The 14,240-nt window shown below is 58.8% G+C and carries 12 protein-coding genes; 4 read left to right on the top strand and 8 right to left on the bottom strand.

Features of this window, described 5'->3' with window-relative positions:
- Window positions 1-2 precede the first annotated feature (2 nt).
- The 8 genes from IEV53_RS09385 to IEV53_RS09425 form a co-directional block, all read right to left on the bottom strand.
- A complete protein-coding gene (locus tag IEV53_RS09385; protein WP_188426514.1) occupies window positions 3-995 on the bottom strand; it encodes a beta/alpha barrel domain-containing protein in 993 nt (330 codons plus the stop codon).
- Window positions 992-2,998, bottom strand: coding sequence for a D-erythronate dehydrogenase (gene denD / locus IEV53_RS14785; RefSeq protein WP_229719800.1), 2,007 nt, complete (start codon window positions 2,996-2,998; stop codon window positions 992-994). The genes IEV53_RS09385 and denD overlap by 4 nt, the downstream gene beginning before the upstream one ends.
- A 75-nt stretch (window positions 2,999-3,073) precedes the next feature.
- Complete coding sequence (locus IEV53_RS09400; RefSeq protein WP_188426515.1) at window positions 3,074-4,015, bottom strand: LysR substrate-binding domain-containing protein; 942 nt, start codon at window positions 4,013-4,015, stop codon at window positions 3,074-3,076.
- Window positions 4,016-4,060: 45 nt separating this feature from the next.
- On the bottom strand, window positions 4,061-5,470 hold the full coding sequence (locus IEV53_RS09405; protein ID WP_229719801.1) for a carbohydrate porin: 1,410 nt from the start codon (window positions 5,468-5,470) through the stop codon (window positions 4,061-4,063).
- 84 nt (window positions 5,471-5,554) lie between these two features.
- Window positions 5,555-6,478, bottom strand: a complete 924-nt coding sequence (locus IEV53_RS09410) for a 2-hydroxyacid dehydrogenase (RefSeq protein ID WP_188426516.1) — start codon at window positions 6,476-6,478, stop codon at window positions 5,555-5,557.
- 30 nt (window positions 6,479-6,508) lie between these two features.
- Window positions 6,509-7,393, bottom strand: a complete 885-nt coding sequence (locus IEV53_RS09415; protein WP_229719802.1) for a 2-keto-4-pentenoate hydratase — start codon at window positions 7,391-7,393, stop codon at window positions 6,509-6,511.
- Window positions 7,390-8,826, bottom strand: coding sequence for an MFS transporter (locus tag IEV53_RS09420; protein ID WP_229719803.1), 1,437 nt, complete (start codon window positions 8,824-8,826; stop codon window positions 7,390-7,392). Before IEV53_RS09420 ends, IEV53_RS09415 begins: the two co-directional genes overlap by 4 nt.
- A gap of 328 nt (window positions 8,827-9,154) precedes the next feature.
- Complete coding sequence (locus IEV53_RS09425; protein WP_188426517.1) at window positions 9,155-10,189, bottom strand: LacI family DNA-binding transcriptional regulator; 1,035 nt, start codon at window positions 10,187-10,189, stop codon at window positions 9,155-9,157.
- A gap of 469 nt (window positions 10,190-10,658) precedes the next feature.
- On the opposite strand from IEV53_RS09425, the gene IEV53_RS14790 reads away from it, so the two are divergent.
- Genes IEV53_RS14790 through IEV53_RS09445 form a run of 4 tightly spaced genes read left to right on the top strand, consistent with a single transcriptional unit; the run spans window position 10,659 to window position 14,237 of the window.
- Window positions 10,659-11,087 (top strand): hypothetical protein, encoded by a 429-nt coding sequence (locus IEV53_RS14790; RefSeq protein ID WP_229719804.1) that lies wholly within the window; start codon window positions 10,659-10,661, stop codon window positions 11,085-11,087.
- A gap of 47 nt (window positions 11,088-11,134) precedes the next feature.
- Complete coding sequence (locus tag IEV53_RS09435) at window positions 11,135-12,139, top strand: lytic murein transglycosylase (protein ID WP_229719805.1); 1,005 nt, start codon at window positions 11,135-11,137, stop codon at window positions 12,137-12,139.
- Window positions 12,126-12,992: a septal ring lytic transglycosylase RlpA family protein gene (locus tag IEV53_RS09440; protein WP_188426518.1), complete on the top strand. Its 867-nt coding sequence runs from the start codon at window positions 12,126-12,128 to the stop codon at window positions 12,990-12,992. The genes IEV53_RS09435 and IEV53_RS09440 overlap by 14 nt, the downstream gene beginning before the upstream one ends.
- Window positions 12,993-13,001: 9 nt before the next feature.
- Window positions 13,002-14,237 carry a D-alanyl-D-alanine carboxypeptidase family protein gene (locus IEV53_RS09445; protein WP_188426519.1) on the top strand — a complete coding sequence of 412 codons (1,236 nt, stop codon included), beginning with the start codon at window positions 13,002-13,004 and terminating at the stop codon, window positions 14,235-14,237.
- The last annotated feature ends 3 nt before the right edge of the window (window positions 14,238-14,240 follow it).

Genomic DNA, 14,240 nt, shown 5'->3' on the forward strand with positions numbered 1-14,240 from the left:
GCCTATTGCAGCAGGGAGTCCGTGATCTGAAGATCGGCTTCAAGCAGGCGCCTTGGCGTCATGCCGCGTGACAGGAGCTCTTCGTGATAGACGCCAACGGCTTCTGACGGGGTGAGGCGTCGCTCGACCACCGCACGCATCATGGCCACCATCGCAGGTGGATGTTCCGCATCGAGGATCTTGCGCCCGAAAAGCGCTGCACGGGCACCGCATAGCTGTGCCTGATGCAGAAGTTCGAGACAGTCGCGGGTCGTACCGCTGCCTCCGCCCATGATGCCGACCACAAGTGACGGGTCGTAGCGGCAGAACGCCTCGAGCGCATAAGCCCCATTGAATGCCAGCTTGAGGAAAACCGGGCGCTCGCTCTCATGCATACCCGCCAGGGCACGGCTGACCATATCATTGAGAAAGCTGCCGTAATCGATCTTGTCGAGCAGCGGATGCGTCGGGTTGAACACTTCCAGGAAATGGGAAATGCCCGCCGCCTGGGCCTCGGCCCTGAAATCACGATAGCGGAAAAGGGCGTCGGCATCCTCGCGCGCATCGCCGCTGAATGTCATGGAATAAAGACCGAATTTCACCGGAAGCAGATCGAGGCGAGCCGTCCTGAAAGGAATGGAAGGCTGCCTGCCATAATCACCACCGCGAATGCGCCACAGATCTGTCGTGTCATTTAGCCTGACGGCCTGCCGGATCGTGCTCCTTTCGAATACGCCCTGTTTGTTGAGGCGCCCCAGCGTCGACACCGACGCCAGCACGATGTCCACCAGGTCCTGCCGCACGATTTCGCCAATCGCCGCGTCGAATTCGGGCAGTGTTGCCGGGCACTGGGTAACCGGATTGGTGCCAAGCGCCGAAAGGCCGCCCGCCATATCGGCATCTTTGGCATCGGCGATGATGAAATCCGCCGGGCCGTCCGTACCCGCTTTCATACGGTTCAGCTTCTGGTCGAAACGCATTAAGGCGGGCGGTTCGTGATAGGGTTGATAAGTCATAGCGGCAGGATCCTGCGGATATAGTCCCGGTTGAGCGCAGCAACACTCAGACCATCGCCACCGTAGTGCTCGACCAGAAACGGGCTCGCATAACCATGTTCGAGCGCCATCGCGATGGCTGCGCGGTAACTGATCACCCCCTGTTCCATGGGGGCTGGTGCAGTCACGATCATGCCGGTCGTGGCATCCTCGGTGCGCAGATAGTTCTTTACGTGCCAGTAGCGCAGATAGGGGGCGAGCTTGACCATCATGTCACGCCAGTGCTCCATCGGGCGGTGCAGCCGCACCAGATTGCCGATATCGGCATTGATGCCACAGGCCGGGTGATCGACGTCATGTATGAAGCGTACTGCTGAGTCGGCAGAGCCGAGATAAGTGTCTTCATACATTTCGAGTGACAGCACCACCCCGACGCTTTGGGCATGATCGGCAAGCTCGCGTATGCGCGAGACCGCCTTTTTCCAGACCTGCGGGTCTGCCGGGTCGCAATGGCCGGGCGCCGTCCAGAACCAGAGGGCTTTTCTCTGCGCCTCACTCAGTGCTGCCGCAAAACCGACGGCAATTTCGCGAGCGCCGATTTCCGCTGCGGTATCGATCACGCGATGGATATAGGCGAGTGATGCGTCTGCCTTCTCCGGATCAGGGTCGATCACCGAGCGGCGTGACGTCGAAATAGCCGGGATACTCAGCCCCAGCTCGGCGCAGACCGACAGAAATTCGAGCCGTCTTGAGGCAGAGAGATCGGCCACACGCAGCCAGCAATCGGTCGGATCGAGTTCGGTGAACCCGGCGCGCCGTACTTCGGCAAGCGTGGCAGCCCAGCCTTCGGCCTTCTGATCCTGGACGGAGCTGCCATCGGGCAGGATCGCCGGATACTGGATCATGGCCGCTGCGATCGGCCAGTTCCTGGCTGTCCAGGGCCTCACATGGGGGAAAACATCGTCATGACAGGGGGGGCATTCTGGAGCTGCCGGTGCCGTCCAGAGCCGGCTGGAAGTCGTGGGTGCCAGCGGCGCATCATGAAGCTTGCCGCCCAGATCGTCGTCGATATGGGCTCTTATGATGTCCTCGAACGTCTCATCAGCGGTGAAGCCGAGGCTCAATGCCCAATGTGTGTCGAACGCCTTGGGCCAGCTTGAGACGAAATGCTGAATGAAGGGGTCTGGCTCGTCCCGTATAAGAGAAACAGCCTGGTTGCCTGCCACATGGCGCAGGGCGTCGATCTGCTCTTCTATCGTCACGCTCAGGGCGGGAAGCGTAAAGACAGGACGATGGCGGATGGTCTCGTAATCGATCTCTGAGGCATGCCTGAGGGCTTTTACCGCCGCACGCGGGCTGGCCAGCCAGTGGCGCGTCTCTCTTGGGACGGGCAACACGGCTTCTTGGCCAATCAGCGGTTCTCTGATGATGCTCGAGAAAAAGCCCGAGACTGCGGCATTGGACGTGCCAGGTCGCACACAGATCGTGGGCATGCGCGGCGCCACACCATCGAAAATGCCGCGACGCGCGTAATCACTGAGCAGCAGCTCGACCATTGCCTTCTGCACGCCATAGCTGCTCTCGGGTGTCGGTATCTGGCTGTCGCTGATCAGATCAGGCAAAGGACGTCCGAACACGCCAATGGATGAGGCAAAGACCAGACGCGGCTTGTAGCCCTCGCTCTCATGAAGAACGCGTATCGCTTCAAAAAGCGTGCGCGTGGCATCGAGGTTGACCCGATAACCGAGCTGCATGTCCCCCTCGGCGGCACCCGATACGATAGCGGCAAGGTGGAAAATGACATCGGGCCGCTCGGCCAGCAGCGTTTCAGCAGTGCCTGGAACGGTAAGGTCGGCAGCCACGCAATCGACGACACCCCGGAAACCCTGCGGCATAGGGGGCGCCACAAGATCGGCAAGAATAAGCTGTGAAGGTCCGGGGAATAAACCGTTCGGCTTATCTACAAAACTCTCTGTAAGCTTTCGGCCCAGCATGCCTGCTGCGCCAAGGATGAGAACACGCATGATTTCTCTTCCCCCTTATCGTTACATCATCAATGCATCGAGGAAGGACGAGCCTGGGAGTAAAGTCGACGAGACTTACTTGATGACGCTATCGGATAATCCGATAGCCCGACATTTTATCTCGTCGTAGAGATAGGCCATTGCAGGCGTAAAAGGCCGATCACGGAGACGAACCAGAGAGTAGGGCGAAAGAAGATCCGGCATGACGACCGGCAATTCCCGCAATATTTCTGTCTGTTCGAACAGATTGAAGACTGCTCTCGGCAATACTGCCAGAAGCGTCGACTGCTGAAGAAGGTCGATCGTTGCATAGATCGACGTCAATTCGACCGGAAAGAGTGGCAGAGGCAATCGCGCCATCGTGAATGCTGATTCGATCGCCTGACGCATCGGACTTGGCGCAGTATGGACGATCCAGCGTGCATCAACGAGTTCCGCAAGACTTGTTGGTGGATTCTGCAGGATCGGATTTCTTGCACCAGCAACGACGACAAGACGCTCGGGGGCGAGTTCCTCGACCGTCAGCAATCCCGCCGAAAGATTGTCAACTGGTCTGCAGACTGCCAGATCGATGCGCCCTGCCTGCATCATCTCCATCAGATCATGGCTGGTATTGACGTGCAGCGTTACGCTTATATCTGGCTGAGCCTCTGCTAGGTCGGCGAGTATGGGCAAAATGATCTCATGCAGGGGGGCGCTGATCGCACCGATCGAGACCGTTCCCGACAACCCATGCTGAACAGCCTTGAGGTCGTGTCGCAAGCGGCCGAGATCGGCCAGTATCTGTCTTGCGTGGCGAATGGCGACAGCCCCGGCACGCGTAGGGGTCAGGCCATGGGCGTGGCGTTCGAAAAGCTGCACATCAAGATCGGTTTCCATATCCTGCAGCAGTTTCGATGCAGTCGGCTGCGAGAGATTGAGCGACCGCGCCGCCCTGTTGAGGGCGGGTTCCAGGTCGATCTGGCGCAGCAGCAGCAACTGCCTGAACTTGAGGCGAAATATCAGATTGTCGGTCATGCCCCGATGGTGGCGTTGATCGATGGTTCTGTCACTTCACGTCTGTCAAAGCACCGCATGAATCTTGAGGCCGATGGCATCGACCTGCGGCTTGTTGGCCTGGAGATTGGTACGCCAGATATGCTGATAATCCGGCTGAATGGAGATGCCGCGAAAGGCGTGAAAATTATAGGTCACTTCGAAAGTCATGAGATGGCTTTGCGGATAGGTGGCGCTGCCAGGCAGGGAAAGGTTTTTTCGATAACGTATCCATTGCGAGGCGACGAGGTCACGGCTGGCAAAGGTCTCAGACCATTCGACGCCGAATGTATCCTTCGGTCGCGCCTTGATCAGTCCACGATCCACGATGCCAGCATAGACCTGCCAGTCATAAGGGCTGTTTTCACCCTGGCTTTTCGTCATCCCGGCCAGGGCATAGAGCCCTTGCAACGGCCCTGACCCATTGCGCACGAGCATCTGGTCACCCTGAAGCCAGATCTGCGTCTTGCCGTTGGTCCAGCCATAGGGCAGGCCTGTCGCTGCTGCCGGGTTACCGTTCACGTCCCGATAAAGGTCACGGTAATTCGACGAGTCATAGGCGACACCGAATTTGTAGTGCCCGACGAGATTATGTCTGCCGAATGAGGGGATAAGCCCGATTTCTGTCGGAATATACACGCCGGTATAGAGTTCCGTACCCATGCGAAAGCCGGTGCGATCGTATTGGTTGGTGTTGAGATAGGGATTGACGCCATAAAGCCCGGTCTGGACATAAACGCCGTGGAGCGGCCAGTAGCGCAGTCTCGTCCCCCAGGTGGAACCGGGATAGGTGCCATAGCCTGCCGCCGTACGTGTGAGCGATTTCGGAATGCCGCAATTCGACTTGTTCATGAAGGTGCAGAACAGTGGCGAATTGGCGAAATCGATGTTCACCGGCATTTTGCCAAGTGCGATCTGCACACGGTTCCTGAACAGATCCTGCGTGCCGTAGACATAAACCAGATGCACGCCGACATTGCCCCCACCGCCGTAGATCTCCTGAAATCCGTTCAGGGAGCGTTCACCCAGATCGGCCGCGAGATTATGCCCGGCACGATTGACGATCACGGCGTGGGTGATGAAGCCGCGCCAGCCAATTAGTCTGGACCAGTCAAGATCGAGTTCCACGCCGATCTGATGGGCATAGCCCGCGTCGCCCGCATGACCGGCGTTCAGCACCATGGCGCTTTCGCTGGTATAGTCGACAACGATGCCGACGCCCTTGCGATTGAGCTTCTTTACCAGACGATCCCAGGCGGGGATCATGCTCTCCACCGGCGGCGTGAAAGGCGTATTGGCATAGGAAGTTGGGGTATCGAGCGCGAAAAGCGGCGCCGTCTCTGAAATCGGACCTCGATACTGAGCCCGTGCTGCAGGCGCGAAGGCGCATAGGGCGCCCAAAATGGTCAGGGCCCGGGTGGAAAGCCTGTTTGGCATTGTCTGAAAACCCTGAAATGCAATTCTTGCGTCAGGGCGTCTGGCCGAATGGCCAGAACACCGGGGTCAATTCCCCATAATAAGCTAGAGCGCTACGGGTGTGAGCAGCGGACGGCCTGCGAAATGTGCCGCGAGGTTATCAACCACGAGCCTGCCCATGGCCTGGCGCGTCTCAAGTGTGGCCGAAGCGCGATGGGGCTGTAAGACGACATTGCCCATCGTCTTGAGCGCGTCGGGCACGTTAGGCTCATCGACGAAAACATCGAGTGCTGCGCGGCCAAGCCGCCCTTCCTGCAGCGCTGCGACAAGCGCCTGCTCATCGACCACGGTGCCACGGGCCACATTGACCAGGAGACCGTTCGGCCCCAGCGCCTCGATCACCTCGCGATTGACCAGATTGCGCGATTGCGGGCCGCCCGAGGCTGCCACCACAAGGACATCGCTCTGTGCCGCCAGTGCCACGAGGTTGTTCACGAACGGGGTGAAGGGCAGGTCCAGATTGCGTCGGCTGAAATAGGATACCTGCATGGAAAATGCCTGAGCACGACGCGCAATTGCCTGACCGACCTGACCCATGCCCACGATACCAAGTCTTGACCCCGAGACCTTGCGTGCAAGAGGAAGCCCTTGCTTGCCCCACAAGCCGTCACGCACCAGGCGGTCTCCTGGCAGCAGGTCACGCAGGGAGGCGAGCATGAGCGCCATGGCAAGATCGGCTACATCGTCGGTCAGCACGTCACGCGTCACGGTGACGGCGATACCGCGCCTTGCAGCTTCGACAAGATCAACGGCATCGGTTCCGATACCATTGATGGCAATCACCTCCAGCGCAGGCAGGGCATCCATTATCGCGCGTGGCACGCCGGTGCCGCCGCCAGTCGCGATGGCGCGTATCGGCACATCACTCGGTAGCGTGTCTTTTTGCCAGCGGTGCACGGTATAAGCCGCATCCAGCGCAGCCTCGATTTCGGGCATCATGGGTTCGATCAGGAGAAGATGAGGCTTCATGACATGGTCCTTTTACTGGTCAGGCAGGTTTCAGGGCAGAATGACAGTGACAGGGGCGAGAGAGGCAATCTGCGCTGTGGCCGTGGTGCCGGGCGGCACAAAAATAGTATCGGTCATCGACCCGGTCGTAACGATGGTGCCTGCCTTCAACGGCAGGCCGCGCGCACTCGCATGATTGGCCAGCCAGACGAGCAGACGTCTCGGGTCCCCTGCGGAATTACCTCCGATATGCTCAATCACGCGGCCGTCACTCAGGGCGAGATGAACAGTCTCCGAGACGGGGCTCAGGCGACGCCAGGCCGTTTGCCCTTCGCCGACAACCAGCGCGCCATGGCTACCCTGATCGGCAAGATGCGCCAGACGCGGCTGTGAATTGGGCCGTTCGAACCGTGTGTCGATAATCTCGATGGCGGTATGGACCGAACCCACAGCGTCGAGCACCTCATCGAGCGACCAGGCACGCTCACGTGGCAGAAGGTCACGAGCGAAATGGTAAGCAATTTCTGCTTCGACGCCATAATGACGCAGGCTGTTCTCAGGCAGCCGGGTATCACCCCAGAACAATGTCGCGTCATGCAGCGGTGCGGCGAAGGGAAGCCCCTCATGGGAGGGTGCCCCGACTTTCCAGCCCGTTACTTCCCCAAGCATGGGTCGCAGGGCATGAACCATCTCGTTCTGCACGCCATATGCGGCATCCTCATGTTGCGGAACAAGCCCTGCCTCCAGCGCTGCGAGAGGCGCGGCGCCCCGACGCACGGCCAGAAGGCGGTCGGCGAGGGAAGAGAAGCCAGCAGAGGCGTCACCTGTCGAATTGGGGCAATCGAGATAGCTCATGACGGCAACGCCTTTTACACGAAGGAGAAAACTATGCCCTGACAACGCCATGTCAGGGCTGACGAGGGAGGCAGGACTCAAAGCGCATCTTCCTGGGCCATGAGATCGCGTCCCTTCGTTTCGGGAATGGCGAAGGTCGCTGCGATGGCGAGGCAGGCGAGAAACACCACGTAGGTTGCCAGCGGAATCCAGGCATATTTGCCGCTGCTCACTCCACCGATATGGAAACGGGCAAACATCGCGATCAGGAACTGGCCGACCATGGGAGAAACGCCCCCTGCGATGACAGAAGAGAATTCACGGGTGAACGACACAGCCGTGTAACGATGGCGCAAGCCGAACATCTCCGGCAGGAGGGCGCCCTGGGTGCCGAACATTCCCCATGTCGCAACGCCCAGGGCGAAGGAAAGGGCGATGGAGGATGCCAGGGGATTTCCCTGGCTGAACACGTACCAGACCGGCAGCGCGCTCACAGCCTGCAGAATGGCGAAACCGCGATAGACGCGGACACGCCCGAAGCGATCGCTCAACAAGCCGGCAACCGGGATGGTAACCCCACCCACAACAGCAGCCCCGATCAGCACGAGTGTGCCCCACTGGCTGCTCATGCCCACGGTGTGAACCAGATAGCTGATGGCCAGAACCTGATAGATGGACGAGCCCCCATTTTCTGCCATGCGCAGCCCAAGCCCAGCGAGGATCGGCCGCCAGGAAGTTGTCAGCGTCTCACGAATGGACATCACCTCTTCATGACGCTCATCGTCCTGGATCTTCGCAAATGTCGGCGACTCTTTCAGGCGGAGGCGCATGTAAAGCGCAATGACCAGCAGCAGGGCGCTTCCAATGAAAGGCACGCGCCACAGCATGGTCTGGGTGATGTCAGGCACACCGGTCAGCATCGAATAGTAGATCAGCCCTGCGGCGACCGTACCGATCTGGATGCCCAGAAAGGGCAGGGCGGCATAATAACCGCGGCGCTTTCTGGGTGCTGATTCGGTCATCATCACAGCAGCACCAGCCTGTTCGGCGCCAGCGCCAAAACCCTGAGCCATACGCAGGAAGACCAGAAGCAGCGGTGCGGCGATACCGATGCTGGCATAGGAAGGAATGAGCCCGATCAGCGCGCTGGCAAGCCCCATCAGGGTGACTGTCAGCAGAAGAACTCTCTTTCGACCGTAGCGATCCCCCATGCGACCGAAAAAGATGCCGCCGACCGGTCGCACGGCAAAGCCTATGAAATAGGTTGCAAAGCTCGCGACAAGGCCAAGGCCCGGTATATTGCTCGGAAAGAAGAGCGGGCCGAAAACAAGCGCGGAGGCGAGGCTGTAGAGCGCAAAATCGTAATACTCCATCGCGCTGCCAATGGAGCAGGTCCAGGCGGCACGACGCAGCTCGGAGACCGGCATTTCGGGGCGTGATGCGGCGTCGGCGGCTTCTCTGGAAGGGGCATTTGCAACAGAGGATTTCGGGCTACGCGGAGCGTTCTGCTCCTCATTCATGACGAGTGAGATCATGAGTGCATCTCCGATACAGGAAGAGCAGGGACGCGTTGCTGCAGGACGTCGAGTGAACGACGGGCCAAGCGCCGGACCGCCGTGAGAACCGTATCAACCATCATCACAAACCGCCTTGAACCCGAGGAACTCAGGTTCTGCTTGAGTAATTAGATCGATCTAAAAGCTATCTGCACGAACACGCCGATGAAGGAAGCGGCTTGACGGAGCAAGGAAGCGAAGAGAGCTGTCGAAAGGATCTAAACAAACTGTAATGACAACAAAACGCTCATTTGAAACAAAAGTCACACATTTTATGTGAAACGAATGTCACTCTTATGTGATGCCCTTATCTTCCCGCGCCCGGAGAGCGTCGCGTGCTGTCACGCAATATCAGCTCGGGTGTGATGACGTGGCGTTCCGATGCCCGCTCGGGACGGGCCAGGCGCAACTGCAATAGCCCCGCCGCGACAGTGCCGATCCTGTGCGGCATGGTGGCGATTGTCGTCAGGGAAGGGAAAGCGGCTGCGGCCTGAGGGAGGTCGTCCATGCCAATCACGGCGAAATCGCTCCCGACGACCATGCCTCGACGCCCGAGATAGTGAAAAAGCGATAAGGCGATCATATCATTATAACAGATCGCCGCATCAGGCGGGTCGCCCGAAGAAAAGAGACGATCGAGCGCTTCCTCGTCATAGCGATTATCGCGCGTCCCTGCGATTACCGGCATGGGCTTCAGCCCAAGCCTCTCCAGTGCCGTCGCATAGCCATTGAGACGCGCGAGAGCTGCCGAGTGCATCTCCATCGAGCCGATAAAGACGATACGCCTGCGACCGGTTTCGACTAGATGCGCCATGGCTTGTTCAATGCCGGATGCATAATCGGCTGTCACGACATCGCCACGACCATCGGCAATTTCACGAAGCACCTGTACGTAAGGGAGGCCGAGCCGCGCAAGCTCATCCAGCAGTCTGTGATCGCTGCCTATGGCCGGGCAGATGATCAGCCCATCGACATTGTGCTCACGCAGGCGTCGTATCTGCCGGCTCTGCTTCTCCGGTGATTCCTCCGTATTCGCAATCAGGCAGATCGATTCAGACATATCGTTGGCCTGCTCCACCCCGGCTGTCAGTGCGCTGAAAAACGGATTGGCAATGTTCGACAGCACGAGGCCGATAGTGCCTGTGCGGTTCTGTCTCAGATTGGCTGCGCCACGGTTGTAAATATAGCCGAGCCGCTCCATGGCCTCCTTGACCCGTTCCCTTGTAGGTTCGGCCACAAGAGGGCTGTTTCGCAGAACGAGAGAAGCCGTTGCGCGAGAGACGCCTGCTTCTTGCGCCACCGCGAGTAGACTGACCGTGGAAGGGGGGGCGGGTTTTTTCATGGACTCACGGTATTCTGGTTGGATTAACGATTAAAGCACAGGGCAGAGACGTGTCTGTAACATTACAGACAGATGCACAATGGGACAGAAATCCTTCGAACAGGAGCAGTCATGAAAATGTGAAAACGCAACCATTTTGTGACATAACGCACTTCCGACGCCGATTTCCGTTATTGCATCACGAAATATGCGTTAATCTCCTACCGTGAGTATAGTTTGTCACTGGACGATTTTCTTCGGTAGACGTAGAAACCTATCAGAGAACCAGTCCCGAATAGCTCTTAACATTACATAATCATGTTGCGAAGTGACCAGGAATAGCGTTCCTAAAGTAGTAACCATGGCTTGGCGGCATCTATTGCGCATCGAGCTACACAAATTAGTCAACGTCGATAGGTTTTGCGGCGAACTTCTCCCCTGAGTGGTCAGGGGGCCGTAGGGCTTTTCATCGTATCTAGGGAATTCACTCTTGGCGAAACCAGTCCGAACCCGAGCAAGCTCCGCGAGAAAGAAGCAGGCCACTGCCACGCAGCCCAGCTCGCAGGCCGAAGTGCTCCCCCTCGCTCCCGAAGAAAACGTCCATACGCCGAGCGACGTACCGCCACCTGAGGAGCAGGCCACACCGCAAAGCGCGCCGTCCGCAGCGAGCGGTTATCCCGCCGAGGCGCTCTATTTCGACGCGGCGTGGTATCTGGAAACCTATCCAGACGTCAGTGCCTGTGGGATCGATGCTGTCGAGCATTTCATGACCCATGGTTATCTTGAGGGACGTAACCCGAACGGCTCTTTCAGCGTCGCGGAATATATTGCGGCAAATCCGGACATTCCCTTGACGATCAACCCATTCCTGCACTTCATCATGCATGGTGCCGCTGAAGGCCGCCCGCTTCGTCGCTGAGCCGGGCCTTTGTCCGGCATAAGGACCGAACAGGCAAGGATGACATTGTGCTGACTCGACGCTCGTTAATGGCCGCTGCTGCTGCGGCCACTCCTGCTCTTTGTGGGAGCGGTGTTGCGCGCACGCTCAGTAGTTCGGCGAAGCCGTTGGCCCATGGCAGCTATGCCGCGTTTCTGCGTACATTGCGTGCAGAGGCCCTGAGCAAGGGCATTTCTGCCAGCACGCTGTCGCGCGCCTTTGCGCTCACGACAGAGCCTAATGCAAAAGTCATCAAGCTCGACAGGCATCAACCGGAGTTCACCCTGACCTGGGCGCAGTATCGCGAGCGTGTCATCAGTGGCACGCGCATCAGCCAGGGTCAGGCAGCCCTTCAGCAATATGGCAAACTTCTTGATGCTGCTGGCGCACAATATGGCGTCGATCCGCGGACAATCATGGGTATCTGGGGACTTGAGTCTGGCTTCGGCCGCAAGATCGGCACGTTTTCAGTAATCGATTCACTCTCGACCCTAGCTTATGATGGACGGCGCGCCAGTTTCTTTCGGGGAGAGTTGTTCAAGGCGCTGCAGATCCTGGACCATGGCGATATCGCGCCTGAAGCAATGCTGGGGTCCTATGCCGGGGCGATGGGACAGCCGCAATTCATGCCCAGCGCCTATCTGCGTTATGCGGTTGATGCGGATGGTGACGGCAGGCGCAATATTTGGTCGAGCGAGCAGGATGTTTTCGCTTCGGTCGCCAATTATCTGCATGGCTCCGGCTGGAAGGCCGATGAGCCTTGGGGGCAGCCGGTCAAGCTGACCCAGGACCTGCCGCAGACCCAACTGGGGCGCGGTAACAAGCAAAGCCTCGCCGCATGGTCGGCGCTCGGCGTGCGACGCGAAGACGGCTCGACCTTCTCGCGTCAGGATGTGTCGGGTGCTGTGTTGCGCCCTGACGGACCCGGCACCGAAGCCTTTATGGTTTATCGTAACTTCGATGTGATTCGACGCTATAATCCGTCTGATTTTTATGCGCTCGGTGTGGGATTGCTCGGTTATGAAATCGGTTAAGGCGTTCGTTTCATTCATTGCATCAGGGGTCGGGCTTGCCGGGTGTCATCATCAGGAAGCAGCAAAGCAAGCCAGCCCGCACTATGTGGTCGGGCAGGCCTGGCAGGGCAGCGAAACATGGTTCTATCCTGCAGAACGCTTCGGCCTGACAGAAACAGGTCTGGCGGTCGTCCAGACCGCACCAAAGGGCGGTGTTACGGCAGATGGCGAGCTATGGTCGCCGCAGGCCATGACGGGCGCGCATCAGACACTGCAACTTCCATCGATCGTGAGCGTGCGCAATCTGGCCAATGGCCGCATCGTGAAAATACGGCTCAATGACCGGGGCCCTGTATCGTCTGGGCGCATGTTGGCGGTCACACCGCGGGTGGCCGCCCTTCTGGGCATGGGTGACGCGCCAACCCCGGTCGAGATCATTGAGGATGAAACACTCAGCCGGCAGATTGCCGAGTCCAATCCCGATGCACCAAAACTTGACATCGCAGCGGCCCCCCGTGAGGCCATTGTCGCGCAATCGCTCAATGACGGCAGCACGCATACGCTCGGCATGAAAGCCGACGATACCCAGACAAGTGCGAGAACGCTGCTACTTCCCGAAATGCCCCAAACCGTCATGCAAGGTGTGGCTCAGGCACAGTTCTATCGCATCGAACTCGGCAGTTTTGCAGGTCATGCCGCCGCTGCTCGCGTTGCTGCGCAATGCGAGGCGGAGATCACCCAGCAGGATGGCGGCGCGGGCACATTGCCATGGCTCGTTTCACTCGGCCCCTTCACAACAGTGGCTGAGGCGGATAGGGCATTAGCACAGGCGCGCCAGTGCGGTGGCACGGGTGCGCATATCGTGGCCAAATAAGGTGTTGACGTGCGGACAAGACGTTTTCTGCTCTCAGGTGCGGCTGGGTTAGCCGTTTCAACTCAGTTCGCTTTCGCGCGCCCGCGACGCGGAAAGGCTGCGGCAAGTGCTGCCGCGGCGGCACCGGCGAACACGGCCAGCATGCCGAGCGCATCGCCTGCCACGACCCCGATTGGCCCGCTCGACACGGTTGCCCGCTGGGCCTGCATCATCGATTTCGATACCGGCGCGACCCTGCTCGAAAAAGCAGCCGATGAGCATATGCCGCCTTCGTCTCTGACGAAGATGATGACCGCCTATGTGACGTTTGGCATGCTGCGCGCCGGGCATCTGACCCTGACACAATCCCTGCCTGTCAGTGAAAAGGCCTGGCGGACACAGGGCTCGAAGATGTTCGTGCCGCTCGGTCAGAGCGTGACCGTCTCCGACCTGATCGAGGGTATGGTCATCCAGTCGGGTAACGATGCCTGTATCGTTCTTGCCGAAGGCATTGCCGGATCTGAAGAGCAGTTCGTCAATCTGATGAACCAGACCGCTGCCAAGCTCGGCATGACGAACACGCATTTCATGAACTGCACCGGCCTGCCGGATGAATCGCAGTATATGAGCGCACGTGATGTCAGCCGCGTTGCCATGCATCTTATCCGCGATTACCCCGAATACTATCACCTCTTCTCGGCCACCGAATTCACCTACAACAATATCAAGCAGGGCAATCGTAACGTTCTGGTCGACAAAGGCTTGGCTGATGGCCTCAAGACCGGTCATACCGATGCCGGTGGTTTCGGTCTCTGCGCCAGCTCCAAACGTGATGGTCGACGCATCATCATGACCATAAACGGTACAAGCTCGATGAATGAGCGCGCCCATGAAGGCGAGCGCCTGCTCGGTTGGGCCTTCGCCAATTTCGAGAATGTCACCCTGTTCCATCACGGGCAGGTGGTCGATCACATGCCGGTCTATATGGGTGAGGCCGCCGAGGTTGCCCTGGTCGGCACGCGCGACATCGTGCTGACCCTACCGCATGGCTGGCAGCAACGCAGCAGGATCAGCGTCGAATATCCGTCTCCTGCCATTGCGCCTGTCATGGCGGGGCAGACGATAGGCGCGCTCGTGCTACAGAATCAGGGTATGCCCGATATCCGTCTCGACCTGGTTGCCGCCAATGCCGTGCCACGTCTTGGTCTGGTCGGACGCGCTCTGGCCCGCCTTGGTCATGGCCCCAAACCCGTGCCGCATAGCTAAGGC

Origin of the sequence: Asaia siamensis (assembly GCF_014635085.1) — a bacterium.
GTDB classification, from domain to species: Bacteria; Pseudomonadota; Alphaproteobacteria; order Acetobacterales; family Acetobacteraceae; genus Asaia; species Asaia siamensis.